We start from the raw sequence: 25,649 nt of genomic DNA, 5'->3' as shown, positions 1-25,649 counted from the left end.
CCGGCGTTGCCCGCCGCGTTTTTCCGTTTCAGGCACGTTTTCCGTTTCAGGCGCGCCCGGCAACCTCTCCCGCCCCCCGGTTCGCCGGGAGGCGCAGCCGCGCGACCAGTCCCGGCGACCCGTCGGCCAGTTCCAGCCGCCCGCCATGCAGCCGTGCCACGGCGGCAACGAGACTGAGCCCGAGGCCGGAGCCGGGAGCGCTGCGACTTTCCTCCAGCCGCACGAAACGCTGCTGCACGCGCTCCTTGTCCGCATCGGCGATGCCGGGTCCGTCATCGCTGACGGCAAGCACGATATCATGTCCCTCGCGCAGCGCGCGCAGCTCCACCCTTACGGCATCGGCCTCGTCCTGCCGAGCGTATTTGAGAGCGTTTTCGACAAGGTTTATCAATGCCTGAACGATCAGCTCGCGGTTCGCGGAAAGAACCAGCGCCTCTTCCGCGACGCTCTCGAGCACGCCGCCGGCATCCTCGACAACCGGCGCGTAGAGTTCCGCAACCTCCTGAACGAGGGCCCCGGCATCGAACTCGGCAAAGCTCGCGCCGGAGGATCCCGCCTCCACCCGGGCGATCCGCAGCAGCGCGTCGAAGGTGCGGATCAGGCCGTCGCAATCCTCGATGGCCTGTTCCAGAACCACCCGCGCATCCCCTTTGCCCCCAGATCCGGCAGCATCCTGCCGCAGCGCTTCCTCCAGCCGGTTGCGCATCCGGGTCAGCGGCGTCTTCAGGTCGTGGGCGATGTTGTCGGAGACCTCCTTCAGCCCCTGCATCAGGCTCTCGATGCGGGTCAGCATGGTGTTGAGGCCAATGGCGAGCCGGTCGAACTCGTCGCCGCTTCCCTCCACCGGCAGCCGTTCGGCGAGATCGCCCGACATGATCCGCCGGCTGGTCGCCGTCATCGCGTCGATGCGCTTCAGCACCCGGCGGCTGACGAAAACCCAGGTGATCAGACCGAGCGCGGCCAGCACGAACAGCCAGAAACGCATGGCCTCGGCCAGCAGCGAGCGGAAATATTGCTGCTCCTGCAGGTCGCGTCCGACCAGCAGGCGGAACCCGCCGGTCAGCTGGAACACCCGCACCAGCGCCTCGCGCTGCACGCCGCCGCCGATCGGCGTGTAGACGACCCGCTGCAATTCGCCGCTCCCGCCGGCCAGCACCCGGTCGTCCAGTTCCTCGATATTGCCGACAAGCTGGTTGGCGGCGAAATCCGTGACAAGATAGAGGCTGGCGCCCGGCCGGCGCGAGCGCGCGTCGACCGTGGCGACAAGGCCGCGAATGCCGGCGACCTGGTAACGGTCGGCGAGACCCGAGATCTCCGCGTCGACCGTCTCGACGATCTGGTCGCGCAGCACCGTTGCCGTGCTCTGGGAGAGATAGACGAGGACCGCGCCGGAGGCCAGCGTCAGCGCCGCCAGATAGATCAGCGCCAGCTTGATCGCCGTGGTGCGGAAGACCCGGGCGGTCGTCGTCAGCGCCGTCATGGGCCGGAACGCCCGGCATCGCCGCCGGCATCATGGCCAGTGTCGCCGCCAGTGTCGCGGCCGGTATCGCGTATCGTGTAGCCGGCGCCGCGTATCGTGTGCAGCAGCGGCCGGTCGAAATCCTTGTCGATCTTCGCCCGAAGCCGCGAGACATGCACGTCGATGACATTGGTCTGCGGATCGAAATGATACTCCCACACATGCTCCAGCAGCATCGTGCGGGTGACCACCTGTCCGGCATTCTGCATCAGGTATTCCAGCAGGCGGAATTCGCGCGGCTGCAGCGGAATGTCCTGCCCGGCCCGGGTCACGGTGTGGCTGAGCCGGTCCAGCGTCAGGTCGCCGACCGTGTAGCGCGTCTCGACGTCCTGCTGGCGCGGGCGGCGGCCGAGCGCCTCGACGCGGGCCAGCAGCTCCGAGAAGGCGTAGGGCTTGGGCAGGTAGTCGTCGCCGCCGGCGCGCAGGCCGGTTACCCGGTCGTCGACCTGGCCGAGCGCGGAGAGAACCAGCACCGGCGTGTGGTTGCCCTCCGCGCGCAAGGCCGAGATCACCGACAGGCCGTCGCGCCTGGGCAGCATCCGGTCGACCACGAGCACGTCGAAGGGCGCGCTGGAGGCAAGCTCGTGGCCGGTCTCGCCGTCGGCGGCGTGATCGACCACATGGCCAGCCTCGCGCAGTGCCTTGACCAGGTAGTTGGCCGCTTCCCGGTCGTCCTCGACAATAAGTATCCGCATGAGCTCTTCCGTGTCTCGGCCTCGCGCCGAAGCCGTTCGAACCGTTTAGCACCTGGCTACCCGAATCTGAAGTTCGCCTGACGTCCTGGCGGGCACCGAACGGTGCTTCAACTCCGACATGTCGGGGCATGGCACACCGACCGATGCGCGGTCGTCGAGAACCCCGGACCGCGTCACCGCGATCCGGGGCCCGGTTTTCCGGCGCGCTGCCTTGGCGATTGCGGACCTCGCCTGTCGGGCGCGCCGGTCCGCCGGCCGAAAGCCCCGCATCCCCTGGTCCCCGGGGCTTGACCGGGCAAAGGACACGGGGCTCCGGAACGGTCCGCGCCCGGCCGGAGATGTCCGGGCGCGGTTCTGCCTCCGGCGGCGTCAGCCCTTGGCGACGGGCACCGCGACGAAGCGGGTGGCGTTCTCGCTCTGTACGCGCATCAGCACCGCCTTGCGGCCGCTTTCGCTCGCACCGAGGACCGCGCCGGCCACGTCGCCCGGCTCGTTGACCTGCTGGCCGGCGACCTCGAGGATCACGTCGCCGCGCTTGAGGCCCTTCTCGGCGGCCGCGCTGTCGGCGGAGATGTCCGTCACCACGACGCCCTTGTCGCCCGCGCCGACGCTCCTGGCGGATGCCAGTTCGACGCCAAGGCTGTCGACAAAGGCCGTGTTCTCGCCCGTCGGCTCGATGGCCGCCGCGCGCGCCTCTTCCTGGAGCCGGCCGAGTTTCACCTCGATCGCCTGCTCGCGGCCATCACGCCACACATCCAGCGTCACCGTGGTTTCCGGCGGATAGCCTGCGATCTTGCGGGCCAGGTCGCGCGGGCTGTCGATGGCCTCGCCGTCGACCTTGAGGATCGTGTCGCCGGAGCGGATGCCCGCCTTGAGCGCCGGGCTGTCACCCTGCGCCTCGGCGACGATGGCGCCCTTCGCCTTGTCGAGGCCGATGCTCTCGGCAATGTCCTTCGACACCGGCTGGATCTGGACGCCGAGCCAGCCGCGCACCACCGTGCCGTCGTTCTTCAGGTCGGCAACGATGGTCTGTGCCGTGGAGGCGGGGATGGCGAAGGCGATGCCGACATTGCCGCCCGAGGGCGAGAAGATCGCGGCGTTGACGCCGATCACCTGGCCCTTGACGTTGAAGGCCGGGCCGCCCGAATTGCCCCGGTTCACCGGCGCGTCGATCTGGATGAAATCGTCATAGGGGCCCGCGCCGATGTCGCGGCCACGCGCCGAGACGATGCCGGCCGTCACCGAGCCGCCAAGGCCGAACGGATTGCCGACGGCGACCACCCATTCGCCGACCATCGGCGCGTCGGGAGCGAACTCGACATAGGTGAAGTCGCTCTCGCCCTCGACCTTGAGCAGGGCCAGGTCGGTGCGCTTGTCGGCGCCGATCAGCTTCGCCTCGTATTCCTCGCCCGTGTCGGTGATCACGGTAAACTCGCTGCCGCCGGAGACGACATGCTCATTGGTGACCAGGTAGCCGTCGCCGGTGATGAAGAAGCCCGAGCCCTGGCTGGTGCCATAGCGGCGCGGTTCCTCGCGGCGCTGTCCGCGGCCTTCGCCGCGCTCGCCGCCGAAGGGCTCACCGCCGAAGCGGCGGAAGAAGCGCTGCAGCGGATGATCGGGCGGCAGGTCCTCGAAACCGGGCATGCCGCCACCGTGCGACGACATCATGCGCGGCGTGGTCTCGGAGCGCACGCGCACGCTGACAACGGCCGGCTTCACCCCGGCAACGACGGCGGCGAAGCTCTGCGGGGCGGCGCTTTCGACGCGCACCGGTTCGGCGAAGGCGAACTGCCCCGGCACGACGGTCTGGGCGCTCAGCGCACCGGCAAGGCCCAGTGCCAGGGCGCCGGCGACAAGGCCGCTCTTGCGGCCACGCGGCAGACGGCGAACAGCGGCGGAAATACGTTTGGTCGACATGTTTCTCTCTCCACGTCAGGTCCGGCGGAAGCGCCGGGAGGTCAGGAACGTTCAAGCCCGGCATGTGTCGCGGGGAAGCGCGCGCCGATGCTGTCCTGACCTATATGGAGGAGGCCGCCTTACAGCCGCCTGTCGGGGGCATTAAGCTTTTGTAATGTGAAGCACCGCGAGCGGGGCGGCCCAGGGTCCGGACCCTAGACCTCGCGGGTGACGATCGCGGCTCCCGCCTCCAGCGTCCGGTGAACCGGGCAGCGGTCGGCGATTTCCATCATCCGCGCACGGACCTCCGCGTTGATCTCGCCCTCGATGGCAATGCGCCGCTCGAACCGGTCGATGCGCCCGTCCCGCTCGCGAATCTCCCCGGCGCAGCCCTCGCAATCCGCCGCGTGCACCTTTTCATGCAGGACGGTTGCCGCGATGCGTTCGGCCGCGATCCCCTTGCGCTCCGCATAGAGGCGCAGCGTCATCACCGTGCAGGCGCCGAGCGCGGCCGCCAGGTAATCATAGGGCGAAGGACCGCTGTCGAGCCCGCCGACATCCTCCGGCTCGTCGGCGATCAACCGGTGCCGGCCGGAAACGACGGTCGACTGGAACTTGCCGTGCCCTGTTTCGGAAACATGCACCCCCTCCCGGGTATCGACCGCCGCCGTATCAGCCGCATTGTCGAGATAGCGCGAGACCCAGCCGGCAATCACCCTTGCCGCATAGGCCGCGTCGCGCGGGTCGCTGAGGAGGTGGTCGGCGCTGTCGAGCGAGACGAAGCTCTTGGGATGTTTCGCCGCGACGAAGAGGCCCGTGGCATTGTCGATGCCGACCGTCTCGTCGAGCGGCGCGTGCATGACGAGCAGCGCCTTCTTCAGATGCGCGACGCGCACGCGCACGTTCTGGGCGGAGATGTCGTCGAGGAACTGCTTCTCGATGGTGAAGCTGCGTCCGGCAAGCGTCACCTCGGCTCGGCCCTCTTCGCGGATCGTGTCGAGATCCGCGCCGAAATTGTGGACGACATGATCGGCATCGGCCGGCGCACCGATGGTCGCCACCGCCACCGCCTCGGGGATATCGGCAGCCGCCGCGATCACCGCCGCGCCGCCCAGCGAATGGCCGATCAGAAGCTTCGGCGCCTCGTATTTCTCGCGCAGGAAGGCGGCGGCCTCGATCAGGTCGGAGACGTTGGAGGAGAAATTGGTCGAGGCGAAGTCGCCACCCGAACCGCCAAGCCCGGTGAAGTCGAAGCGCAGCACCGCTATGCCGTCACTGGTCAGCGCCTCGGCGATGCGGCGCGCCGCCGTCACGTCCTTGGAGCAGGTGAAGCAGTGGGCGAAGAGCGCATAGGCCCTGACCGCGCCCGCGGGCAGGTCGAGCCGCGCGGCAAGCTCCGCCCCGTCATGTCCCTCGAACGTCAACCGGATCGGCTTGGCTGGCATCGACCTTCTCCCGAATTCTGCTGGTGAACCCTTGGCGGCGCGCGCAGCAAGCCTAAAGCATTTCAGGCGGATGGCGCGAGGGCCGACACAACGCGAGATGGGAACGCCCGGCGCGCGGCGCCAGACGCAAACGGTTCACAACACCGGGACAACAACGTGAAGAGGCGGGAAAAGGAGGGACGCCGCACCCTTGCCGGCCGGGCTCAGCGCTCCGCGTCGGCGCCCAGGATGCGGTCGAGCTCGGCCTGCTCGCCGGGGTCGAGGCGCGTGCCGGGGGCCGTGCCGGCTTCCTCGGCCCTGAGCGCCGTGTCCCGTGCCCGCCGACGCGCGGCGAACGCCAGCACGATGCCGCCACCAAGCAGCACCAGCGGCGCCAGCGACCAGAGGACCAGGGTGTTCCAGGAAAAGCGCGGCTTCAGCAGCACGAACTCGCCGTAGCGCTCGACCAGAAAATTGATCACCTGCGCATCGCTGTCGCCGGCCACGAGCCGCTCGCGCACGAGCACGCGCAGGTCCTTGGCGAGCGGCGCGTCGCTGTCGTCGATCGACTGGTTCTGGCAGACCATGCAGCGCAGTTCGGCCGACAGATCGCGGGCGCGCTGCTCCAGTGCCGGGTTGTCGAGCACCTCGTCGGGCGCGACGGACAGTGCCGGCGAGGCGGCGAGCGCCGTCAGCGCCACCGCGAGCATCGCAAGGAAAGCCCGCAACCGGGTGAGGACGAACGGCTTGCGCATCGCCCTACTCCGCCGCCGCCAGGTGCCGGCGGGCGGGCTTCGGCGCGCCGACCCTCAGCCGCCGGTCGAACAGCGAGACCACGGCACCGGCCCCCATCACCAGGCAACCGAGCCAGATCAGCGTCACAAGGGGCTTGTGGTAGAGCCGGATGTCGGCGCCCCCGTCGGCATGCACCTCGCCGATCGAGACATAGATCTGCGACAGGCCGAAAGTGACGATCCCGGCCTCGGTGGTCGGCATGCGGCGCGCGGTGTAAAGGCGCTTGGCCGGATCGGCCTCGGCCACCTTGGCGCCGCCGCGATAGATGTCGAAATGGCCGACATCGTCGATGTAGTTCGGTCCCGTGCGCCGCGCCAGCCCGCCGAAGGCGAGCCGGTAGTCGCCGATCTCGACGCTCTCGCCCGGACGGATGGTCAGGACCTTCTCCTCCTCGAAGGCGGAGACGGCGACAATGCCGAGCAGCACGATACCGATGCCCGCATGACCCAGCGCCGTGCCCCAGGCGGAACCCGGCAGGCCGTAAAGCCGCGACAGGCCCTTCGACAGTCCCACATCGCGGAAGCGGGCCCGCGACAGGATTTCCGCCACCGCACCGCCGATCACCCAGGTGGCAAGGCCGATGCCGAGCGCCGCGAGGATCTTTTCCGTGCCCTGGATCCAGGCGGTCACCAGCGTCGCGGCGAGCACCAGGCCAAGCACCGCGTAAAGGCGCTGGCTGACAGCGGCGAGATCGCCGCGCTTCCAGGCGAGCAGCGGGCCGAACGGCATCGCCATCAGCAGCGGCACCATCAAGGGTCCGAAGGTCAGGTTGAAGAACGGCGGGCCGACGGAGATCTTCTCGTCCGTCAGCGCCTCCAGCGCCAGCGGGTAGAGCGTGCCCACCAGCACCGAGACGGCGGCGACCGTCAAAAGCAGGTTGTTGAGCATCAGCGCGCCCTCGCGGCTCACCGGTGCGAACAGCCCCCCCTGCTTGAGCAGCGGCGCGCGCCAGGCATAGAGCGCCAGCGATCCGCCGATGAAGGCGACGAGAATGCCGAGGATGAAGGTGCCGCGCAGGGGATCGGTGGCGAAGGCATGGACGCTGGTCAGAACGCCCGATCGCACCAGGAAGGTGCCGAGCAGCGACAGCGAGAAGGTCAGGATGGCGAGCAGCACCGTCCACACTTTCAGCGCGCCGCGCTTTTCCATGACGATGGCCGAATGCAGCAGCGCCGTGCCGGCGAGCCAGGGCATGAACGAGGCGTTCTCGACCGGGTCCCAGAACCAGTAGCCGCCCCAGCCGAGTTCGTAATAGGCCCAGTAGGAGCCCATGGCGATGCCCAGCGTCAGGAACATCCAGGCCAGCAGCGTCCAGGGCCGCACCCAGCGCGCCCAGGCGGCGTCGACACGGCCGAGCAGCAGCGCCGCGATGGCGAAGGAGAAGACGATGGAGAAGCCGACATAGCCGATGTAGAGCAGCGGCGGATGGATGGCGAGGCCGACATCCTGCAGGATCGGGTTGAGGTCGTTGCCCTCGATCGGCGCCGGCGACACCCGCAGGAACGGGTTGGAGGTCGCCAGCATGAACAGCAGGAAGGCGGCCGTCACCCAGCCCTGCACGCCCAGCGTCGCGGCCCTGAGGTCAGCCGGAATGTTGCGGCCGAAGGCGGCGACCAGCGCGCCGAACAGGGTCAGGATCAGCACCCAGAGGAGCAGGGAGCCCTCGTGGTTTCCCCACACGCCGGTGATCTTGTAGAGGTCGGGCTTGGCCGAGTGGGAGTTCTCGATGACGTTGAGCACCGAAAAATCGGAGGTCACATAGGCGTGGCTCAGGGCCGCGAAGGCGATACCGACCAGCAGGAACTGCATTCCCGCAACAGGCGGCGCCACCGCCATCAGGCGCCGGTCGCCGGAAACAGCGCCCCAGACCGGCACGACGCACTGCACCAGCGCCAGCACGAAGGCGAGGATCAGCGCGAAATGTCCGAGTTCGGTGATCATGGCCGGTTCTCTCCCTCGTCGTCGCGACGCCGTTGGGCCCGGCAGCCTTTCCGGCCCGGGCCGCCTTGACGGCCGGTTATTCCTTGCCCTGCCACACGCCCTTGCCCTTGAGCGCGTCGGCCACTTCCTTGGGCATATAGTTCTCGTCGTGCTTGGCAAGCACGTTGTCGGCATAAAACAGCCCGTCCGGCTTCATCACCCCCTCGGTGACCACGCCCTGCCCCTCGCGGAAAAGGTCCGGCAGCAGGCCGACATAGACCACGTCGACGCTCTCCACCGTATCCGTCACCGAAAAGCGGACCTCGGCGTTCTCGCCGCGCGTGACGCTGCCCTCGGCCACCAGCCCGCCAAGCCGGATGCGCTGGCCGTCGGGGATCGTCCTGGCCGCGATGTCGCTCGGGCTCTGGAAGAAGACGATCTGGTCGTTGAGCGCGAAAAGGATCAGGCCGACCGCCACGGCCAGCACCGCGCCGGCGGCGGCGATCATTGTCAGGCGTCGTTGCTTGCGTGTCATCTTGCTATCTCGTTCCGGCCGTTTCCGGCAGGCGCACCCGCTCCCCGCAGGGCCCGCGACCCGCCGCTCACGATCCCTCTCCCAGGTCGCGGGCGAGGCTCTTCACCTGCGCCACCGCGGCCGGATCATCCTTCAGCGCCTCGCCGGCGCGCGCAATGACCTGGCGCAAACGCTCCGTGTCGCCAAGCACCGCCAGCGCCCGCATCAGCTGCAACCATTCCTCGGTCGAGCCGCCATCGGCGGCAAGCCGCGCGTCGAGCCCGTCGACCATGGAACGGATCATCGCGCCGCGATCCTCCGCCGCCATGCCCTCGGCCGCCTGCACGTCCTCGCGGGAGGGGCCAGCAAGGGGCGCGCCGGCAGGCGGTGCCTCGACGCCCAGCTTCGCCAGTTCCATGCGCACGGCCTCGGCCCATGCCTCTCCGCCGCTGGCGTCCTTCAAGAGGTCCTGCCAGGCTGCGATCGCCGCCTCGCGCCGGTTCTCCTGGGTGAGCGCCAGCGCCAGGAAGAAGCGCGGCTTGACCGCCTCCGGGTCGAGCGTCACGGCCCGTTCGAACGCGGCATGCGCCTCGGCGCTCACAATTCCGTTATTGGCGACCACGAGGGCCTCGCCCCGGTCGGTCTCGCGGCCGACATCGGGACCGAGCAGGCGGATCGCGGCCGCGTAGGCGGCGGCGGCATCCTCGGGCCGGCCGAGCCGCATGTAGACCGGCGCCAGCACGTCCCAGCCGCGGCCGTCTTCCGGGTCCTTCGCCAGATGCTGCTCGACCCGGGCGACCAGTTCGGGCAGAGACCTGTCCTGCGCGGGAGCCTGCAGGCGCGCGACGAGCGGCTGGTCGGGAATGTCGGGAGCGCCGAAGGCGAGATAGGCGCCGATCGCGGCGAGCGGAACGAGGACAATCGCCAGCACCTGCACGGCGCGCAGCCGCAGCCGTCCGCCGTCTCCCGGTTCCGCCGTCTCGCCCCGGGTCGCGGCCTGGTCGGCGGCGATCAGCCGGCGGGCGATTTCCGTGCGCGCGGCCACGGCCGCCTCCTTGGAGATCAGGCCCCGATCGAGATCGCGCCCGACTTCGTCAAGCTGCGCCTTGTAGACCTCCGCGTCATGGGCAGCGCCTGCGCGCGCCTGCGCGCGCCCGGCGCGGGCCAGAGGCACGAGAACGGCAAGCGCTGCCAGCACGGTCAGAAGGGAGAAGGCAATCCACATCGTCATAAGGGGGATATAGACCGCGCCTTGCCGGTTTCCGCAAGTGGAAGCCGCCTGTGACAGGGGGTCGCGCCGGGCACACCGGTCAGGAGGCGGCCTGCCTGGCCTCGGTCTTCGGGGTCAGGGCGGCCTTGCGGCTGCGGCGCAGCTGGTCGGCATAGTCCTTGCCGTAGAAGTCCTCGCACAGGTCGATGGCGACATCGACGGCGACCAGGTGCGCCTTGCGCTCGGCGCCCTTGGATTCGGACAAGGCCTGGAGCAGCGCCCGCGTCTTGATCTCCAGCGACTGGTCGAGCGCCAGGCGCGTGCGCGCCGTGATCTCGTTGACCGCAAGGCTTTCGGCCACATCGCGCATCTTGTTGACGAGCATGACGCCGCGATGCGCTTCCTCGAGCAGCAGCACATCGACATCCGGCTCGCCGTCGGCACCGATCTTCGGCACCGTGAGGGCGCGGCGGATATTGCCCATCGTCGCCTCGAGCTCTCGGGTGACAAGGTTCGACAGGGCGCGGCGGGTTTCGGCAACGCGCTTTTGCCAGGCCGGCTTCTCGGCCAGGTCGAACTGCCGGTCGAGCACCTTGACCAGCCGCGAATAGGCGTTGATCGCGGTCGACAGCTCGCGGTTGGTGCAGCTGCCGCAGGCGATGCCGGAAAACCGCTCTACCTCCGACAGCGCCATCTCGGCGAAGACGGCATAGGGGCTCGCGGCGATCTTGCGGATCGACATGGATCCGGCAAGCGCGGCGGCAAGCGACAGCATCGATTCCGGCGCCTCGACCCGGTTCAGGACGATGGCCCCGACCAGGTGCTTGTGATCGGGATGACGGTCGGCGACGGCCTTGATGCGCACGAGCGACGGGCTGCCCGTCTTGAAGTCCCATTCGGTCAGCCGTTCGGGCAGGCTTTCGCGCAAGGCGTCGAGCCACCCCATCTCCACGATGGCGGCGGCAACATCCTCGAGGTCGCGCAGCGCCCGTTCGCCGCCCACCAGCATGCAGATCTTTTGATGCGAACGGTCGTCCGCATGGGCCTCGGCAAGAGCCTTCTGCAGCGGTTGCAGGACATGGCGGCGCAGGCCTGCGGCCATCTCCACCACCTCGTCCGGCTCGGTCTCGAGGCGGCGCGAAAGTTCCGTTGCGACCGAAACCCGGTCCGGCGCGATGTCGCGGGCGATCCAGGTCCAGATCAACGGCAGGCTGGCGCGGGTGATACGGCCGGGTTCCTTGGCCGGCAGCATCTCGCTGAGCAGCAGGTCCTCGACCGGCACGAAGAACAGCCTTTGCAGCCAGTTCTCGCGCGGCTCGGAATCGAGGACGACACCGCAGCTGCGCCGGGCGGCACTGACGCAGGCGCCCAGAATGAGGTCGAGATGAGGGTCGTCGGAACCGCGCGCACGCGCGCTTTCGAGCCCGCGCAGCAGGGTCTGCACCGCGCGCGGAGACAACGCATCCAGATAGGAGCGGATTTTTTCAGTCAAATGGTGCCGATCAGGCATCAGTCCGCGCTCGACAAGGGATGAAAACACACTGTCGAAATCATCGCAGAAAAGGATTAATCGAATCTTGGCAACGGATTGAGAGAAACACCGAGGATCGGCGGCCAGGCCCGGCCGACCCTGCGTCAGGTCAAACGCCCCCTTGGGGCGCGGACCGTCAGGTGATCGGCTGCCAGCCGCCATCATCTGCAAGACAGGCGGATCCGCGCATCGAGCGCTCGCTCTCGCCGACGACGACCACATGGGTGTAGTCGCGGCAGACGATGTTGTTGACCTGGTAGTTCGGGCCAGTGACAACGCGGCCGCGCGTGCCGTTGCCGCGATTCTGCCACTCGACGGTCTCGCCGGTGCGGTTGGTGCGCAGCGCCCCGCGCCAGGCGGTCGCAGCCGCGCGCCGGTCGTCGACAGACAGGCCCTTGCCGGCTTCCGAGCGCATCAGGTCGGCAAGCACGACATCGGCCTCGGACTGCGGCACGGCGGCGGCGCTGAAGGCGCTGCCGAACAGGCTGCCTCCAACGACGACCGGGCCGCTGTCGACATTGCTGCTGGTGCCGCAGGCACCCGTCAGCATCGCGGCCGCCACCACACTCGCCAGCCTGAAGGCTTTCATTCCTCGCACCCGCCCTTGCCTCTTTCGTTTGCATGTTGCGTGTCGATCACGTCATGCAAAACCCGCAACCGCCTCAAAAGTTCCGCCGACCCGGATCCGCACCGCCGGGAATCCGCAATCCGCGCCTTGCCGGCGCGCACGGATCGCCGGAACCGAATCTAGCCAATCGGGCGGGAAACGCCAACCGGGAGGAAGGGTCGGCCCGAGTGAATGTGAAACAAGGTTACACATGCCTTTGTGGCCGAACTGCGTCTCGTGCCGGGCGTCCCGACAGCATTTTCGCCGCACTGCAACCTGCATCCGGGCGGCCCTCACAGGGCCGGCAGGACAAGCCGCGCGGCAAGCCCTCCCGTGCGGGCCTTCGACAGCGACAGGTCGCCCCCGTAGAGCCCCGCCAGGTCGACCACGATGGACAGTCCGAGCCCGGTTCCCGGCACCGTCTCGTCGAGCCGGCGGCCGCGCTTCAGCGCCTCCGCCCGTTCCTGCGCACCGAGCCCGGGGCCATCGTCCTCGATGGTCACCACGACCCGCTCTGCCGTCGCTCCTTCCCCTTGCGGCGCGACACTGACGCGCACCCGGGAGGACGCCCACTTGCAGGCATTGTCGATCAGGTTTCCGGCCATTTCCTCCAGATCCTGTTCCTCGCCGCGAAAGCGGACCTGGCTTTTCATGTCGAGGGAGATATCAAGGTCGCGATCGCGGTGGATACGGCTCATCGCCCGGATCAGGCGGGCCAGCACCGGCTCGACATCGCAGGAGACGCCGATGACGCGGCGCTGCGCCGCCATGCGGGCGCGTTCAAGGTGATGATTGACCTGGCTGCGCATCAGTTCGGCCTGCTCGCCGACCTTGCCGGCGAAGGGGGCGTCCTGTCCGCGCACCTCGTTGACGATCACGCTGAGCGGCGTCTTCAGCGCATGCGCCAGGTTGCCGACATGGGTGCGGGCGCGTTCCACCACCTCCCGGTTGGAACGCACCAATGCGTTGAGCTCGACCGCCAGCGGCCGGAGCTCCGGCGGCAGGTCCTCGTCGACGGTCTGCGCGTCGCCGCGCCGGACGGCGGCCAGCGAGGCGCTCAAGGTCGCCAGCGGCCTGAGGCCGACCCGCACCTGCAGGAAAATGGCCCCGACGAGCCCCAGGCCCAGAACCAGCAGCGTCAGCGCCACCTGGCCGGCGAAATCGCTCTCGCGTTCACGCAGCTCGTCCGTGTCGCCGGCAACCGCGATCCGGTAGGCGGCGGCCTCGCCGAAGATGATCGTGCGCTGCAGGGCGCGCAGCTCGGCCGAGCGCGGACCGCCGATCACGGATTTCAGCACCTCGCCGGGTTCCGGTTGCGGCAGCTCGAGACGGTCGCCAAGCAGCGATTCGGACGAGAACAGCACCTCGCCGGTCTCCGCCTGCATCACCATCCAGTACCAGCCGGAGGCGGGCAGGTCGAAGCGCGGGTCGCCCAGATTGCCGGGCACGGCGGGCGAACTCGGCGTGCCGGCCGCCATCTCGCCGATAATCGCCTTGAGATAGACGTCGAGCCTGGCGTCGAACTCGCGCTCGCTCGCCTCGCGGTAGAGCGTCACCAGAACGAAACCGGTGACGAGGAGCGCCACCAGCGACCACAGCGCCGCGACCATGATGAGCCGTGTCGCGATCGACCGGTTGGCGCCACCCCTTGCCGGCGCGCGCGGTGCCTCCCGGCTCGCGTCCTGCGTCCCCTCCGCTCCCGGCGAGACGTCAGGCATCGGGCTCGCCGATGCGGTAGCCCAGGCCGCGCACGGTCTCGATCAGGTCGCTGTCGAGCTTCTTGCGCAGGCGTCCGACGAAAACCTCGATCGTGTTGGAATCGCGGTCGAAGTCCTGATCATAGAGATGCTCGATCAGCTCGGTGCGCGACACCACCCGGCCCTTGTGGTGCATCAGGTAGGAGATCAGGCGGAACTCGTGCGAGGTCAGCTTGATCGTCGATCCGTCCTTGGTCACCTTGCCGGCGCGAATGTCGAGACGGAACGGGCCGACGGCAATCTCGTTGCTGGCATGGCCTGCCGCGCGGCGCAGCAGGGCGCGCAGCCGCGCCACAACCTCCTCCATGTGGAAGGGCTTGGCGACATAGTCGTCGGCACCGGCATCGATGCCGGCAACCTTGTCCGACCAGCGGTCCCGGGCGGTGAGAATCAGCACCGGCATCAGGCGGCCGTCGCGGCGCCAGCGCTCCAGCACCGACAGCCCGTCGAGCACCGGCAGGCCGAGATCGAGCACGACCGCGTCATAGGGTTCGGTATCGCCCAGAAAGTGGCCTTCCTCGCCGTCATGGGCGGTGTCGACCACATAGCCGGCCTCGCCCAGCGCCTCGCAAAGCTGCCGGTTGAGGTCCTTGTCGTCTTCCACCACGAGCAGTCGCATGCGTTCGGTCGTCCTTTGATGGCAGGAATTGGCGGAAAGGCCGGGCGGGCCTCAGCGGAGCACCTGGCCGGAGCGGGCATCGATGACCTGGTTTGCGACGCGTCCGCCCGAGAGCACGGACAGGACATAGACGAGGCGCCCGCCCTCACGGCACAGTTCGGCGCGCACGATCTCGCCACTGACGGCCCCGGCGACGCTGCCGAGCGGGCGGGCCTCGCCGCTTTGCACGGCGGCGCGGGCCTGCTGCTGGCTGAGGCACTGGGCCGAGGCCGCCGTCGCCGGAACGACAAGCGCCAGTGCCAGCGCGAGGATCCGCGCGCCGCGTCGAAAACCGGACGCCGTGCCGGTGAATATGGGTGTGTGCCTGACCATGCCCGATCCATATCGCGATGCGCCTGAATAGCACATGAACGCATCGCGCAGGAACCTGAGGGTTTCGCGCCCGCTCACCCCTTGTCGGACCATCCCGCGCGCGCCGCCCGCACCGCGCCCTGCACCCCGTCGACCAGGAACAGCGACAGGAGGATGCCGCCGGCCCATTCATCGAGCGGCGGCGGCAGGGCGGCGACATCCCAGTCGAAGGACAGGATCGAGTCGGCGATCACCGCGCTCCACCACAGGCCGAGCGGCAGGACGAAGAGCAGCCGCCCGAGCCGGGCGGCGGAGAGAAAATGCCCCTGCTCGGCGATCAGCACCGCGCGGGCATGGGCGCGCGCCTCGATCTCGCCGCGGATTGCCTGGCCCGCCAGGTCGGCCGATATCCGCGCGGTCTCGGAGCGCTCCGCGACGCGGTTCTCGAACACCTTGACCAGCGCCGCCAGCAGCGGTCCGGCGAGGAACCCCAGCAGCGCGCTCATCGCGGCCGCCCCGGACGCGCTTCTCGCCGCCAGCCGGCGGGTGCGCCGGTGACATGGCGCAGCACGATATTGGCAAGGTTGACCGCCACCACGATCCACAAGGCCCGGTGCGGCCCCAGCGCTGCCGCCCAATCGACCTCGCCAAGGAACCTGAGCGCCTCCAGCGCCACGATCCCGGCGGCCGTCAGGGCGTTGACGGCAAATGTTCTCCATCCGCGCATGCGACATGCTCCTTCCACCTGAGTGCACCGACCTGAAACCGGCCGGTCAGCCCGCCCGGTCCCTGCTTTGATCCGGTCGTTGATTTTGGTGATGGCGACCGGCGAGCAGGAGCCCGGCCGCGACGATTGCCGCAACACCGACGGCGACGGCGATCCACCACAGCGAGATGCCCTCGCCCTGCGCCGCTCCCGCCAGGCCAAGCGCGGAGACCAGCGCTGCGAGCAGCCCGCGACGTGCACGGGCCGGCCGGCTCACGGTCTCGGGCGCAGGAACGAAGGTGTCCGGTTCATCGCCGCCATCGCCATAGTCGCCGGAGAGCAGCAGCGCCGCCTCCTCGCGGCGGCGGCGCACGAGGCCGGCCAGCCGCCGGCCGCCGGCGGTGTTGTAGTTGGCGCCGAGGATCTCCGCGGCGCCGCGCATGTCGCCCGCCTTCAGCGCCCGCGCCCAGCGCCATCCGAGCGCCCGGGGTCCGAGGTTGAAGACGACCGAACAGGCCGCGTCATGCCGGTGCTGCGGCAGTTCGCCGAGTTCCCGCGTGACGGCCGCGCCATATTCCCCGTCGACAAGCCGGCGCAGCAGCGCATCCGCCTCGCCCCGTTCCAGCCGGTCTCCGGGGGCCAGCGCCCGGCCGTGCCGGTCGCGCCAGAAGGCGGAGAAGACACGGCTCGCCATCGTAAAGCCGTAGCCGATGGTCAGCACGCCGACCGGGTCGCGATAGGCCCTGGCGACGAAACCCTCGTGCCGGGCGATGAAGGCAAGCCCCCTGTCGCTGATGCGCATGGGTTTCTCCCTGTCTTGCTGGACGTGAATCAGGCGGAGAGATCGAAGGTCCCGGGCGCGCCCGGACCGACAACGGCGGAGATCTGACGAACGCGCAGCCGGAACGCCTCCTGCAGCACACCGAAGGCGGCCAGTTCGTCGGCCACCGCCAGCGTGAATTCGGACAGGTCCGTCTCGCGCGTGATGACGACGGCCCCGCCCGGATCGAGCAGTTCGGCGAGGTAGGCCTCGCGTTCCTCGCCAAGCGGCACCTCGCCCTCGCGCCAGCCGTCGCCGCCAATGCGCGTGCGGCGGATCCAGGTGAAGCGCGCCTCGCCGCCGGAGAGCCGTTCCGCCCACGCATGCACCGGGGAAAACGGCAGGAGCCCGCGCGCCCCGGCGCTATGGTCGATGTCGGCCCGCGCCGGACTGTCGAGCGGCTGGCCCGCCGGCACCAGCGCGTGGGTGAAGGCAAGGCCGATCTCGTCGAGCGTCAGTGGCAACGGCGTCAACGCGTCGTCGACCAGCACCGCACGGCTGCCGGCCGGCGTCATCCGCGCGGCCGCCGCCTCCGTTCCCTGCTGGCCGCGCAGCAGCATGGTCAGCGCATAGCGGCGCGGGCCGACAAGCTGCGCCTGCGCGAACTGGACGATCTCGATGCCGCCATCGGGCGCCAGGACGGCAAGGGCATTGGCGCCCGCCAGAACCGCATCCTCGGTGACGGAAGAGAGCGTGCCGCCGGTCACCTCGATCTCGATTTGCCCGGCCCGGTCCCAGATCGCGACCGGCCCCGGAGCAAGGTCCTCGACAAGCGTGCCGGTCAGGGCCGGCTTCTCGACCCGGGCCAGCAGCGTTTGCGGCACGCCGTCGCTTGCCCGGTAGACCTGCACCGCGCCCGGCCAGGGCGCGACGAAGGCCGCGATCCGGGGTTGCTGCGGCGCCTCGTCGCCCGGCATCGGCGGCAGGTCGAGGATCAGTGCATCGGCCCGGCCGGCAACCGCCGTGATGCTGCGCGGCCGCGCTTCGCCGCCGACGGCCCGCGCCCTCAAGGACGGGGGCCGGCGCACGGACCGCGCCACGATGCGGCGCGCCTCGCCCTCTTCCACCGCCTCGATGCGCACCTCCAGCGTTTCCGCCTGCCCTGTCAGCGGGTCCGCCACCAGCCGGGTCACATCGCCCGGCTCCAGCGCGATGCTGCCTGGCGGCAGGGCGAAGCGCACCTCCTCGCGCTCGGCCCAGCGCCGGACCAGCAGTCTTTCCGCAAGGCTCGACGCCAGCGCCGGATCGAGGCTTGCGGCCAGATCGATTTCCTCCACCCGCCTGCCATTTCCGGCGATCTGGCCGGCGATGCGGCGCGAGGAGACGACGAAACGCCGGTGCTCGCGCACCGGATCGCGCGCCGCGATCCTGACCTCGGCCGGCATCTCCGCTTCCTGCGCGCGGCGCAACCCGGTCGCCGCCCGCCCGTCCGCGCCCGCGACAATCTCCCCTGCCCCGAGATCCGCAAGCGCGGGGCTCCACGCCGGCACGAGCGCCAGGTCCGTTCCCCTGTCGACGGCGACCGCGCCATGCGCCTCGACGAGCGGGGCCAGCACGTCGCGCAGCCGCACCGGCCCGGCGACGGCGATCCCGTCAAGCGTGCCCGGCAGGCCGGTGCAGTCGAGAATGTCTCCGGGCAGGCCGAAATCGGCGGCAAGCCGGCGCGCAAGCCCGGCCAGCGACATGCCGCCGAGCCGGCCGTTCAGCCAGTGGCCGGCGCGCCAGTTGCCGCCGTCGGCCCAAATGTCCGTCTGCGCGGGAAAGGCGGGATAGGGCCGGGCATCCCAGGCCCACAGATAGATGTGGTCCGGATCCACCATCGGCCTGCCATAGAGCGGCGACACCGGATTGTATCCGGGCAGGACTGCGGGATGCGCGCCCGACCAGTGACCGATGACGGCCTCCAGCGCGCGGCGCTGGACGAGGTCGTCGCGGCCGCCGTCGGAAAAGCGCGGCCAGGCGGATTCCGACGACTTGGCATCGTAAAAGACGTTCGGCTGGTTGGCGCCGAAGGTGATCGCCGGCACGCCAAGCTCGGTCAGCCAGACCGGTTTGGAACGCGGGATCCAGTCCGTCGCGGCTCCGACCTCGACGCCGCCGGACCGTTCGACATGGGCGTTTTCCCACCAGCCGGCGATGTCCTTGGCGCGGTAGACCCAGGGCTTGCCATGGGCCCCGTCGGTGATCGGCGTGCGCGTTCCCGCCCGCCGGTCGGCCTCGCTTGCATAGTACCAGTCGAAATCCTCGCCGCCGGCAACCGCCGCCGCGAGCGGCGTGAGCGCATGCGGATCGGTCTCCCCGTCCGGGTCGCCCTCCTCGCGCCGGTCGGCGAGCGGAAAATAGGCATCGATGCCGACCGCGTCGATCGCCGGATCGGCCCAGAGAGGATCGAGCGGAAAGCGCAACTCGCCGGGTGCGGGCTGATGCGCGCCGTATTCGCTCCAGTCGGCCGCATAGGTGATCTTCGCGCCCGGCAGGATCGCCCGCACCTCGCCGGCCAGCTCCCGCAGCACCTCGACGAAGGGATGCCGGCCAGTTGCATCCGACAGGCGCGTCAACCCGCGCATTTCCGAACCGACCAGAAACGTGTCGACCCCGCCGGCCGCCGCCGCAAGGTTGGCGTGATGCAGGACGAACCGCCGGTAGGACCATTCGTGCGGCCCCAGATAGAGCACGCCCGAGGACTGCGGCAGGAAATGCGAGGGCTCGGCAGTGCCGGTGAAAGCGGCGATCTCGCTCGCCGCCGCTTCCGTCCCTTCGCTCGTTCCGGGCAGGCCCGGGGCCACCTCGCCGGTGATCCGACCGCGCCAGGGGTGGGCTGCCTGTTCGCTCTCCCCATAGGGATCGGGCAGTCCGTTTGCCGGCGGCACGTCCATCAAGAGGAAGGGATAGAGCGCCACTTCAAGGCCGCGCGCCTTGAGATCCGCAATCGCGGCGATGACGCTTGCATCCGACGGCGTGCCGCCATAGGCGGGCACCCCTTCGTGACGGCTCACCTCCTGCGCGGTCGATCCGTTGAGGCCGGAAACGCCCCAGCTCGCTCCTTGCGTCTGGCGGCCGCGCGTCTCGACTTTCGGGCGAATGGCGCAATGGCCGGCGCGCAGGTCGTCTGCGAACCACGCGACCACCAACGCCACCCGCCGGAGGTTCGGGCACAGCGCCTGCAGCTCGTCCATGGAGGCCGCCCAGTTGCTCGGCGCGTGCAGCACCTGCCGGTTGGCGCTTTCCGAGACGCCCGGTCGCACCGTCCAGGTAACGGGCGCCGGTTCGTAGACGAACTCGCCGGCGCCGGGGATGATCGTCACCGCGCGCACCAGGTCTTCAAGCTCTTCGGCGGCGCGGATCACCTCGAAGGTCAGCTGCGGCAGCCGGTCGCCGAAGGCGTCCAGCGGCAATCGCTCGAAGACGACATAGGCCGTATGGCGATAGGCCGGCGTCTCGCCCTGCAGCGCCGCGATCAGCGGATCGGGCGGCTGGTCGGCCTCGCCCCTGTGGATGCGCCAGGTGACGCCGGTCATGTCCATCGGCTTGCCGTCGGCCCAGACCGTGCCGACATGCGAGACCGGACCGGCACACAGCGCCACCGCGAAGCTGGCGAAATAGCGGTAGCTGCGCACCGTCGTGCTGCTGCCGCCCCCGCCCTTGCCGCCGCTTCGTTCCTCGCGCACTTCCTCCTCGAAGCGCGTCGCCCAGATCACCTGACCGGCCAGCCGCACCCGGCCGTGCACCATCGGCAGCGGCGCTCCTTCCGTGGAGGACTGCACGGCAAGTTCGTCGAGCCTGCGCCCCTCGACGGTGCGGTTTGAGCCGAACAGCCGCTGGTCGAGCACGGAGCCCGCGATGGCACCGGCTGCCTGCCCGATCAGGGCGCCGGTGCCACCAAGAAGCGCACCGCCGATGGCCTTGCCGGCGGCCGCGAGGATCAAGGTTGCCATGTGTCCACCCCGGGAAAGGAGAAGGCAGCAGCGATGCGCCCGCGCCAGGCCGGCACCAGCGGGCTCTCGCTGACCGCCACGCCCTCATAGGCATGGATGACGCAGGCATCGCCCGTAAGCGGCGCGCACGAGAGGATCCCCGCATGCTTGACCGGCGCGCCGGCGCGCCAGCGGAACAGGAGCACATCTCCCGGCCCCGCCCGGGCCGGATCGCTTTCGCGCATGTGGCGGCGGGCAGCGGAAAGGAAGCTCTCGCGCGGATCGGCCTCGGCCCAGTCGCGGCTATAGGGTGGCGGGGTTTCCGGCTCGTCCCCGTAGAGCGCCCGCCAGACGCCGCGCACGAGGCCGAGACAATCGGCGCCCGCGCCCTTGCAGCTCGCCTGGTGACGATAGGGCGTGCCGATCCAGTCCCGCGCCTCGCGCAGGATGTCGTCGCGTGTGATCATGTGACTGCCTCCCGGTTTCCGCCGGCGTCAGCGCACCAGCGTGCCGCCGTCGTTTTCGGCCGCCCCGCGCTCGGGATAGGCGAGCGCCCGGTCGGCGCCGGGCATGTGGGGGAAACCCTGGAAATTCGATCCGTTGCCGAATTTCTCCCGGCAGGTGGCGAAGCGCTTGTCGCAGCCGGCGGAAAGCCGGACGCCGGCTCCCGCCTGCGGGACGCCGGCCAGCGGCGCGATCAGGCCGATGCGGCGGACGCCGTCCTCGACCCTGTCCGAGACGATCTCGCCGCGCGCGCCGGCAAGCGGCCCGTCGAGCATCTCGAGCATGCCGCCGGCGAACCAGTCGGCCGCCGGTCCGGCGATGCCCGCGATACGCAGCCGGTCGCCACTGTCGGCGGCCGCCACCGTTCCGCTGAGACGAAATCCTCCGGCCGCAAGGTCCAGCGCGCAGCGCGTGTCGCCGAGATCGGCATCGCACAGATGCGAGAACACCCGCCCCTGCGGCTGGTCGAGCAGATGGGCAAGGCCGCGCAGTTCGGCGCGAAAGGCATTGCCGGCGCGGCTCACCTCGCCGATGACCGCGCGCCTGAGCAGCATGCGCGCCCCGGTATTCGTCCAGTCGACCAGGAAAATCTCGACCCGCGCCCCGTCCCAAAGGCCTCCGGAAAGATCCGCCTCCGAGATGCGCTCGGAGGCGAGGATGCCGGTCGCCTCGGAGCTGCCGGAGGCGAAATCCGGCTCCAGCGTCGTCGCGCTTGCCTCGAAGCCGAGCTCCGGGCGGAACGTCGTCCCGTCGAAGGAGAGCATCCGGTCATGATCGGTGAAACCGAGCACCGTTCCCTCGCGCCGCGTCAGCCGCCAGCAGGTGGCAAGCGTGGTCGCCGGGCCGGCAAGCGCGCCGGCAAGAGCCGCCGGGATCTCCTTCATGCGCCGCCCTCCTGCAGGGGATCGATCTCCACCAGCGGGATGGTCGGCGCCCGCCCCGCCTCGAAATGGGTGAGACTCAAATCCAGCGTGTCGGTGTCGAAGCGCACCGGCACGTCGAAGCGAAAGCCGGCGCTCACGCCCTGCCCGGGCGCCGGAGCAACAGACAGCGTCACCGTTCCGCTCGCCGTGTCGCAGGTGAAGTCCGGGCCCTCGGCGAGTTCCGCACCGTCGACCGCAACGCGCACCGTGCCGGCCACCGGCTTGGCGATGCGCCGCACATGGACGAGCACGCCCGTGCCGTAGGTCTTGGCGAGAAGAAACTGCGTCCGCGTCCCGTCGCCCTCGCCGAGCAGGCAGTCGCCGGCCGCGACCGCGTTTCCGGTTGCGGGCGAGGCATGATCGAAGGGATCGCGAAAACGAAAGCCCGTCAGGCGGCCGCGCACACGTTCGAAAAAGGCGGCCACCGTCTGCAGGTCGGCCAGCGAGGCGACGCCGGTCCCCGCATCGTAGCGCCGCCAGGACCCGGCCCTTCGCGCGTTGCGCATCTCCGCGCCGGAGGCAAGCGTCACCACCTCCGTACGCCATTGCGGCCCGCCGCTCGCGCCGAAGGCGACCGACAGCGGAAACCGCTCCTCGATGAAGCCCGGCGTCATCGCGCCGCACCCGCCGGGTAAATCGCCTGCCGTTTGATCTCGCTCAAGGCAGCCTCGTCACGGGCCGCGCAATGTCGGCTCAACAAAGGAGGTCTAGCGGACATGTCTCATGTTCCCCACGAATTGCACGAGGAATTCCCGGACGCCGCCGACGCGCTGCATGCGCTGAAGACGACGAACGCCCATTTCACGCGGCTCGCCGACAACTATCACGCGGTCAACCGCGAGATTCACCGGATCGAGACGCAGGTTGCCCCGGCCTCCGACGAGGCGCTGGAGGAGCTGAAGAAACAGCGCCTTCATCTGAAGGACGAAATTGCGGCGATGCTTGCCGCTGCCTGAAACGCCGGTGCCCGAGCCCCTCCTCTTCGGGCCCGACGTCAAAGCCCGCGCCGTCCCCGTCCGACGGCGCGGGCTACCATTGTCGCGATCTGCCCCTCCGATCTTGCAAAGCTCTCCGCATCGCGCGTTTCCACGTTGAAGACGATCTGCGGCGCGCCCGAAGCCCCGCCCGCGGCAACGCCAAGCCGGCCGCTCGCATCGCGCGACAGCGGCAGCACGGCTTCCGCCCCCGCCTCCCCCATCAGGCCCGTCCCGCCACGCGAACCGGGCAGCGGAAAATATCCCGGTGCCGCGACCACACCGCCCTTGGCGAAGGGCGTGACGCCGCCCGCACCCGAAACCGCCCCGAACAGCCGGCCAACCAACCCGGACAACCCGCGCGAAAACCCCTGCTCCAGCGGTGCCAGCGCCGCCGACAGGGCCCGCCCGGACAGGGAGAGCGCGGCCGAGCGCAGCACCTGTTCCAGCGAGCGCCCGTCGACCAATGCCTGACGCAATCCGGTCGAAAGCACGCCGGCCGCCGCGCGCGAGGCCTCGCGGACATCCTCCATCGCCAGTCTCAGCCGCTCCGCCTCGTCGCCGGCAGCCGTGAACCCGTCCGTTTCATCGCGTCCGGTCATCGCCGGTTCCTCCCTCTGTCCCCACCTCGTCCGGAAAGCGGCGCATCAGCGCCGCAAGCTCCGGCCGCGCCAGTCGTCCCGCGCCCGGTCCAGGCCGCATGCCAAGGCCGGCAAGGGCTGCCGCGACCTCGCGCGGCGTCGCCTTCCAGAAGGCTTCGGGCGTCCAGCCCAGCCGGCCGAGACAGGCGCCCATGACAGCGTCCCAGGGAAAGGCCTCAGGCATCGGCATCGCTGGGGCCGCCCTGCTCGTTGCTGTCCTTTGTGCCGGCATCGAGAAACGTCGCGCGCAGCAGGTCGGCCGCCAGCCGCGCCATTTCCGGCACGCCGCCGCCGAACCGCGCCCGCGCCACCTCCCCGTCGCTGAATTCCGCGCCGCCGCCGCGCAGGCCCGCGCCAAGAATGCGGGTGATGTCGCGCGCCGAGAGCCGTCCGCCGGAGAAACGCTCCGTCAGCGCGACCAGGTCCTCGGCGGCGAAGGCCTCCTCAAGCTCCGCCAGCGCGCCGAGCGTCAGCACCAGCACGTGCCGACGGCCCTCGATCGTCGCGTCTATCTCGCCCCGTCTCCGGTTGGCCATGGCTCAGTCCCCCGCGAAGGCGAGCTGGCCGGCCGATTCCAGCGCGATCTCGTAGGTCACCTCGCCGTCATGGGTGCCGGCATAGTCGAGCGTCACTACCTGGAACGGCCCGGTGATCATGCCGAAACCGGGGATCACCACCTGCCAGTCGCGGATCAGCCCGTCGAAGAACAGCCCCCGCACGGTCTCGTCCGCCGCCTGGTCGCGGAAGATGCCGCCGCCCGAAACGCCGGCCGAGCGGGTGCCGGCGCCGGCCAGCAGCTCGCGCCAGCGCCCGGCGCTGTCGGCATCGGTGATGTCGACGCTCGCCGCGTTGAGCGCAATGCGCCGGGCCCTGAGGCCCGCCATGGTGACGAAGCCCCCCGCACCACTCGCGTCGCATTTGAGTAGAAGGTCCTTGCCTGCCTGTGCGGCCATCACCGCCTCCTTGTATCTGCCCGGTTGAAGACGTGCCGTCGGCTCAGCCGGCCGGCTCGGTGACGACGCGCAGCCGCAGCCGCCCGCGCCATGTGCGCCCGTCGGCAAGCCGCTCCAGCCGCGTTTCGGGATCGCCCGCATTGACAAGCAGATGGCCGGACAGATGCGCGCCGAGCCCGGCGAGCGCCGTCCGCGCGCCGTCGAGGATCTCCGCCGCCTCGCCGCGTGCCGTCTTGCGCGAATGAACGAGGATCTCGACCTGCGACACCTCGCCCTCTTCCGGCACGGCGGCGAGCAGCCGTGTGTCGATCCGGCCGATCTCGACGAACGGATACGCTGCGGCGCGTGGTGCGCCGTCGTGGATTGCAGGCGGTACGGGCAAGGCCTGCAGGCCCGCATCCTGGCGCAGGCAGGCAACGAGCGCGCCGCGCAGCGCGGCGAGCGCGCTCACCGTCCCTCCTCCTGCAGCAGGCACAGCACCTGGCCGGTGCGCCGCGCGGCGCTGTCATCGACCGCCAGCACCTCGAAGACGCGGCCCTCGTCGCGCAGCCGCCATCCGCCGGAAATCCCGGTGCCGTGCCGCAACCGGCCGACATGGCTTGCAACGCCGTCGATCCGCCCGCCCGCCTGCCGCTCGGCAAGGCTCGCCGGGGCCAGCGCCACGAAGACGAGACCGGTATCGGCGAAAACGGTCTGCGCCTCGCCGTCCGCCGCCTCGATCCGTTCGGGCCGCTCCAGCCGCATCGCGCGGTCGAGCAGGCCCGCGCCGCCGCGCCCGCTCACAGCCGCAACGTCCGGTAGGAGGCGAGCAGAGCGGCGACCCCGGGCGGCGTACCGAGCGCACCGGGGTCCGCCATCGCCTCGCGATGCTCGAACCAGTGGGCGACGAGCAGCAGCACCGCATGGCGCAGCGGCTGCGGCACGGCAGCCGCGTCGCCTCCGTAGCCGGCGATGAAGTCGATCTCGATGCCGTTGAAGCCGGTCATCCCGGCGGGCGCCCCGGCCGCCACCTTCAGCCGGGGCGGTTCGGCCGCGCCATCCAGCCGGTAGACTTGCGGATCGAGCGCCACCGGCACCCCGTCCCCGTCATAGACCGTCACCGTCTCGACCGTCGCGACGGGCGCGACCGGCAGGCGCACGACGCGCCCCGGCGGCCAGGCGTCGAGATAGAGCCGCCAGCCTTGCGTGACCAGCGCCCGGCGCGTCGCCCGTTCCACCTGGGCGCGGGCGGCGGCGATCAGTCTCCCGAGGAGGCCGTCCTCGGCCTCGCCCGTCAGGCGCAGCTGCGCGCGCGCCTCCTCCAGCGTCACCGGCTCGCTCGCCGGCGGCGTCGTTACGATCGCGGTCATGACCGTCCTTCATCGCTTGCGTGGGTG

At 70.0% G+C, this 25,649-nt stretch carries 28 protein-coding genes; 1 reads left to right on the top strand and 27 read right to left on the bottom strand.

Translation table 11 applies throughout. From position 1 onward, the window contains the following. Nucleotides 1-46: 46 nt before the first annotated feature. From ACQY46_RS11610 to ACQY46_RS11515, 20 genes are all read right to left on the bottom strand, one after another. Nucleotides 47-1,480 (bottom strand): ATP-binding protein, encoded by a 1,434-nt coding sequence (locus ACQY46_RS11610; protein ID WP_428696196.1) that lies wholly within the window; start codon nucleotides 1,478-1,480, stop codon nucleotides 47-49. After that, nucleotides 1,477-2,214: a response regulator transcription factor gene (locus ACQY46_RS11605; protein WP_428696195.1), complete on the bottom strand. Its 738-nt coding sequence runs from the start codon at nucleotides 2,212-2,214 to the stop codon at nucleotides 1,477-1,479. Before ACQY46_RS11605 ends, ACQY46_RS11610 begins: the two co-directional genes overlap by 4 nt. Nucleotides 2,215-2,583: 369 nt before the next feature. Next, nucleotides 2,584-4,131 carry a Do family serine endopeptidase gene (locus tag ACQY46_RS11600; protein ID WP_428696194.1) on the bottom strand — a complete coding sequence of 516 codons (1,548 nt, stop codon included), beginning with the start codon at nucleotides 4,129-4,131 and terminating at the stop codon, nucleotides 2,584-2,586. A 194-nt stretch (nucleotides 4,132-4,325) separates the two neighbouring features. Next, nucleotides 4,326-5,555: a bifunctional alpha/beta hydrolase/OsmC family protein gene (locus ACQY46_RS11595; RefSeq protein WP_428696193.1), complete on the bottom strand. Its 1,230-nt coding sequence runs from the start codon at nucleotides 5,553-5,555 to the stop codon at nucleotides 4,326-4,328. A 203-nt stretch (nucleotides 5,556-5,758) separates the two neighbouring features. Further along, complete coding sequence (locus ACQY46_RS11590) at nucleotides 5,759-6,289, bottom strand: cytochrome c-type biogenesis protein (protein WP_428696192.1); 531 nt, start codon at nucleotides 6,287-6,289, stop codon at nucleotides 5,759-5,761. 4 nt (nucleotides 6,290-6,293) lie between these two features. Continuing rightward, the gene (locus tag ACQY46_RS11585; RefSeq protein ID WP_428696191.1) at nucleotides 6,294-8,270 is read right to left on the bottom strand and encodes a heme lyase CcmF/NrfE family subunit; all 1,977 of its coding nucleotides are present in this window, start codon (nucleotides 8,268-8,270) and stop codon (nucleotides 6,294-6,296) included. Between the two features lie 76 nt (nucleotides 8,271-8,346). Continuing rightward, nucleotides 8,347-8,784, bottom strand: a complete 438-nt coding sequence (gene ccmE / locus ACQY46_RS11580) for a cytochrome c maturation protein CcmE (RefSeq protein WP_428696190.1) — start codon at nucleotides 8,782-8,784, stop codon at nucleotides 8,347-8,349. A 67-nt stretch (nucleotides 8,785-8,851) separates the two neighbouring features. After that, entirely contained in the window at nucleotides 8,852-9,994 is a 1,143-nt protein-coding gene (ccmI, locus tag ACQY46_RS11575) for a c-type cytochrome biogenesis protein CcmI (RefSeq protein WP_428696188.1), read from the bottom strand. A 79-nt stretch (nucleotides 9,995-10,073) separates the two neighbouring features. Next, a complete protein-coding gene (locus ACQY46_RS11570) occupies nucleotides 10,074-11,465 on the bottom strand; it encodes a hypothetical protein (protein ID WP_428696187.1) in 1,392 nt (463 codons plus the stop codon). A gap of 175 nt (nucleotides 11,466-11,640) precedes the next feature. Continuing rightward, the gene (locus ACQY46_RS11565; RefSeq protein ID WP_428696186.1) at nucleotides 11,641-12,093 is read right to left on the bottom strand and encodes an RT0821/Lpp0805 family surface protein; all 453 of its coding nucleotides are present in this window, start codon (nucleotides 12,091-12,093) and stop codon (nucleotides 11,641-11,643) included. A 311-nt stretch (nucleotides 12,094-12,404) separates the two neighbouring features. Next, nucleotides 12,405-13,829, bottom strand: a complete 1,425-nt coding sequence (locus ACQY46_RS11560; RefSeq protein ID WP_428696185.1) for an ATP-binding protein — start codon at nucleotides 13,827-13,829, stop codon at nucleotides 12,405-12,407. Further along, nucleotides 13,822-14,487: a response regulator transcription factor gene (locus ACQY46_RS11555; RefSeq protein WP_417770286.1), complete on the bottom strand. Its 666-nt coding sequence runs from the start codon at nucleotides 14,485-14,487 to the stop codon at nucleotides 13,822-13,824. Before ACQY46_RS11555 ends, ACQY46_RS11560 begins: the two co-directional genes overlap by 8 nt. A 51-nt stretch (nucleotides 14,488-14,538) precedes the next feature. After that, nucleotides 14,539-14,859: a PepSY domain-containing protein gene (locus ACQY46_RS11550; protein WP_428696184.1), complete on the bottom strand. Its 321-nt coding sequence runs from the start codon at nucleotides 14,857-14,859 to the stop codon at nucleotides 14,539-14,541. 74 nt (nucleotides 14,860-14,933) lie between these two features. Next, nucleotides 14,934-15,344 carry a hypothetical protein gene (locus ACQY46_RS11545; RefSeq protein ID WP_428700379.1) on the bottom strand — a complete coding sequence of 137 codons (411 nt, stop codon included), beginning with the start codon at nucleotides 15,342-15,344 and terminating at the stop codon, nucleotides 14,934-14,936. Beyond that, nucleotides 15,341-15,565, bottom strand: coding sequence for a hypothetical protein (locus ACQY46_RS11540; RefSeq protein WP_428700378.1), 225 nt, complete (start codon nucleotides 15,563-15,565; stop codon nucleotides 15,341-15,343). Before ACQY46_RS11540 ends, ACQY46_RS11545 begins: the two co-directional genes overlap by 4 nt. 46 nt (nucleotides 15,566-15,611) lie before the next feature. Continuing rightward, nucleotides 15,612-16,346 carry a lysozyme gene (locus ACQY46_RS11535; RefSeq protein ID WP_428700377.1) on the bottom strand — a complete coding sequence of 245 codons (735 nt, stop codon included), beginning with the start codon at nucleotides 16,344-16,346 and terminating at the stop codon, nucleotides 15,612-15,614. A gap of 29 nt (nucleotides 16,347-16,375) precedes the next feature. Then, nucleotides 16,376-20,299 (bottom strand): baseplate multidomain protein megatron, encoded by a 3,924-nt coding sequence (locus ACQY46_RS11530; RefSeq protein ID WP_428700376.1) that lies wholly within the window; start codon nucleotides 20,297-20,299, stop codon nucleotides 16,376-16,378. Beyond that, nucleotides 20,287-20,745 carry a peptidase P60 gene (locus ACQY46_RS11525; RefSeq protein ID WP_428700375.1) on the bottom strand — a complete coding sequence of 153 codons (459 nt, stop codon included), beginning with the start codon at nucleotides 20,743-20,745 and terminating at the stop codon, nucleotides 20,287-20,289. The genes ACQY46_RS11530 and ACQY46_RS11525 overlap by 13 nt, the downstream gene beginning before the upstream one ends. A 27-nt stretch (nucleotides 20,746-20,772) precedes the next feature. Next, a complete protein-coding gene (locus ACQY46_RS11520) occupies nucleotides 20,773-21,666 on the bottom strand; it encodes a DUF2163 domain-containing protein (RefSeq protein ID WP_428700374.1) in 894 nt (297 codons plus the stop codon). Beyond that, the gene (locus ACQY46_RS11515) at nucleotides 21,663-22,319 is read right to left on the bottom strand and encodes a phage distal tail protein, Rcc01695 family (RefSeq protein WP_428700373.1); all 657 of its coding nucleotides are present in this window, start codon (nucleotides 22,317-22,319) and stop codon (nucleotides 21,663-21,665) included. Before ACQY46_RS11515 ends, ACQY46_RS11520 begins: the two co-directional genes overlap by 4 nt. A 102-nt stretch (nucleotides 22,320-22,421) precedes the next feature. Between ACQY46_RS11515 and ACQY46_RS11510 the strand changes: the two genes are divergently transcribed. Next, nucleotides 22,422-22,661 carry a YdcH family protein gene (locus ACQY46_RS11510; protein ID WP_428700372.1) on the top strand — a complete coding sequence of 80 codons (240 nt, stop codon included), beginning with the start codon at nucleotides 22,422-22,424 and terminating at the stop codon, nucleotides 22,659-22,661. A gap of 38 nt (nucleotides 22,662-22,699) precedes the next feature. On the opposite strand, the gene ACQY46_RS11505 is transcribed toward ACQY46_RS11510, so the two are convergent. The 7 genes from ACQY46_RS11505 to ACQY46_RS11475 are packed head-to-tail and all read right to left on the bottom strand — an operon-like array spanning nucleotide 22,700 to nucleotide 25,622. Beyond that, complete coding sequence (locus ACQY46_RS11505; RefSeq protein ID WP_428700371.1) at nucleotides 22,700-23,281, bottom strand: phage tail tape measure protein; 582 nt, start codon at nucleotides 23,279-23,281, stop codon at nucleotides 22,700-22,702. Next, nucleotides 23,265-23,474, bottom strand: coding sequence for a phage tail assembly chaperone (locus ACQY46_RS11500; protein WP_428700370.1), 210 nt, complete (start codon nucleotides 23,472-23,474; stop codon nucleotides 23,265-23,267). Before ACQY46_RS11500 ends, ACQY46_RS11505 begins: the two co-directional genes overlap by 17 nt. Before the next feature lie 22 nt (nucleotides 23,475-23,496). Then, on the bottom strand, nucleotides 23,497-23,856 hold the full coding sequence (locus tag ACQY46_RS11495) for a GTA-gp10 family protein (RefSeq protein WP_428700369.1): 360 nt from the start codon (nucleotides 23,854-23,856) through the stop codon (nucleotides 23,497-23,499). Nucleotides 23,857-23,859: 3 nt separating this feature from the next. Next, complete coding sequence (locus ACQY46_RS11490; protein WP_428700368.1) at nucleotides 23,860-24,273, bottom strand: phage major tail protein, TP901-1 family; 414 nt, start codon at nucleotides 24,271-24,273, stop codon at nucleotides 23,860-23,862. A 43-nt stretch (nucleotides 24,274-24,316) separates the two neighbouring features. After that, entirely contained in the window at nucleotides 24,317-24,724 is a 408-nt protein-coding gene (locus ACQY46_RS11485; protein WP_428700367.1) for a DUF3168 domain-containing protein, read from the bottom strand. Then, complete coding sequence (locus ACQY46_RS11480) at nucleotides 24,721-25,056, bottom strand: head-tail adaptor protein (protein ID WP_428700366.1); 336 nt, start codon at nucleotides 25,054-25,056, stop codon at nucleotides 24,721-24,723. Before ACQY46_RS11480 ends, ACQY46_RS11485 begins: the two co-directional genes overlap by 4 nt. Then, nucleotides 25,053-25,622 carry a head-tail connector protein gene (locus tag ACQY46_RS11475; RefSeq protein ID WP_428700365.1) on the bottom strand — a complete coding sequence of 190 codons (570 nt, stop codon included), beginning with the start codon at nucleotides 25,620-25,622 and terminating at the stop codon, nucleotides 25,053-25,055. Before ACQY46_RS11475 ends, ACQY46_RS11480 begins: the two co-directional genes overlap by 4 nt. Nucleotides 25,623-25,649: the final 27 nt, after the last annotated feature.

Origin of the sequence: Stappia sp. (assembly GCF_965276915.1) — a bacterium.
GTDB lineage: Bacteria > Pseudomonadota > Alphaproteobacteria > Rhizobiales > Stappiaceae > Stappia.
The sequence above is the reverse complement of the archived record's forward strand: the minus strand, read 5'-3'. Positions and strand labels throughout refer to the sequence as shown.

Bases quoted from the DNA above. Each gene is read 5' to 3' on its own strand.
- ACQY46_RS11515 (WP_428700373.1), bottom strand. From the start codon at position 22,319: ATGACGCCGGGCTTCATCGAGGAGCGGTTTCCGCTGTCGGTCGCCTTC.
- ACQY46_RS11525 (WP_428700375.1), bottom strand. From the start codon at position 20,745: ATGATCACACGCGACGACATCCTGCGCGAGGCGCGGGACTGGATCGGC.
- ACQY46_RS11540 (WP_428700378.1), bottom strand. From the start codon at position 15,565: ATGCGCGGATGGAGAACATTTGCCGTCAACGCCCTGACGGCCGCCGGG.
- ACQY46_RS11490 (WP_428700368.1), bottom strand. From the start codon at position 24,273: ATGGCCGCACAGGCAGGCAAGGACCTTCTACTCAAATGCGACGCGAGT.
- ACQY46_RS11475 (WP_428700365.1), bottom strand. From the start codon at position 25,622: ATGACCGCGATCGTAACGACGCCGCCGGCGAGCGAGCCGGTGACGCTG.
- ACQY46_RS11530 (WP_428700376.1), bottom strand. From the start codon at position 20,299: ATGGCAACCTTGATCCTCGCGGCCGCCGGCAAGGCCATCGGCGGTGCG.
- ACQY46_RS11595 (WP_428696193.1), bottom strand. From the start codon at position 5,555: ATGCCAGCCAAGCCGATCCGGTTGACGTTCGAGGGACATGACGGGGCG.
- ACQY46_RS11545 (WP_428700379.1), bottom strand. From the start codon at position 15,344: ATGAGCGCGCTGCTGGGGTTCCTCGCCGGACCGCTGCTGGCGGCGCTG.
- ccmI (WP_428696188.1), bottom strand. From the start codon at position 9,994: ATGACGATGTGGATTGCCTTCTCCCTTCTGACCGTGCTGGCAGCGCTT.
- ACQY46_RS11510 (WP_428700372.1), top strand. From the start codon at position 22,422: ATGTCTCATGTTCCCCACGAATTGCACGAGGAATTCCCGGACGCCGCC.
- ACQY46_RS11535 (WP_428700377.1), bottom strand. From the start codon at position 16,346: ATGCGCATCAGCGACAGGGGGCTTGCCTTCATCGCCCGGCACGAGGGT.
- ACQY46_RS11505 (WP_428700371.1), bottom strand. From the start codon at position 23,281: ATGACCGGACGCGATGAAACGGACGGGTTCACGGCTGCCGGCGACGAG.
- ACQY46_RS11550 (WP_428696184.1), bottom strand. From the start codon at position 14,859: ATGGTCAGGCACACACCCATATTCACCGGCACGGCGTCCGGTTTTCGA.
- ACQY46_RS11555 (WP_417770286.1), bottom strand. From the start codon at position 14,487: ATGCGACTGCTCGTGGTGGAAGACGACAAGGACCTCAACCGGCAGCTT.
- ACQY46_RS11600 (WP_428696194.1), bottom strand. From the start codon at position 4,131: ATGTCGACCAAACGTATTTCCGCCGCTGTTCGCCGTCTGCCGCGTGGC.
- ACQY46_RS11500 (WP_428700370.1), bottom strand. From the start codon at position 23,474: ATGGGCGCCTGTCTCGGCCGGCTGGGCTGGACGCCCGAAGCCTTCTGG.
- ACQY46_RS11520 (WP_428700374.1), bottom strand. From the start codon at position 21,666: ATGAAGGAGATCCCGGCGGCTCTTGCCGGCGCGCTTGCCGGCCCGGCG.
- ACQY46_RS11560 (WP_428696185.1), bottom strand. From the start codon at position 13,829: ATGCCTGACGTCTCGCCGGGAGCGGAGGGGACGCAGGACGCGAGCCGG.
- ACQY46_RS11585 (WP_428696191.1), bottom strand. From the start codon at position 8,270: ATGATCACCGAACTCGGACATTTCGCGCTGATCCTCGCCTTCGTGCTG.
- ACQY46_RS11495 (WP_428700369.1), bottom strand. From the start codon at position 23,856: ATGGCCAACCGGAGACGGGGCGAGATAGACGCGACGATCGAGGGCCGT.
- ccmE (WP_428696190.1), bottom strand. From the start codon at position 8,784: ATGACACGCAAGCAACGACGCCTGACAATGATCGCCGCCGCCGGCGCG.
- ACQY46_RS11605 (WP_428696195.1), bottom strand. From the start codon at position 2,214: ATGCGGATACTTATTGTCGAGGACGACCGGGAAGCGGCCAACTACCTG.
- ACQY46_RS11565 (WP_428696186.1), bottom strand. From the start codon at position 12,093: ATGAAAGCCTTCAGGCTGGCGAGTGTGGTGGCGGCCGCGATGCTGACG.
- ACQY46_RS11610 (WP_428696196.1), bottom strand. From the start codon at position 1,480: ATGACGGCGCTGACGACGACCGCCCGGGTCTTCCGCACCACGGCGATC.
- ACQY46_RS11590 (WP_428696192.1), bottom strand. From the start codon at position 6,289: ATGCGCAAGCCGTTCGTCCTCACCCGGTTGCGGGCTTTCCTTGCGATG.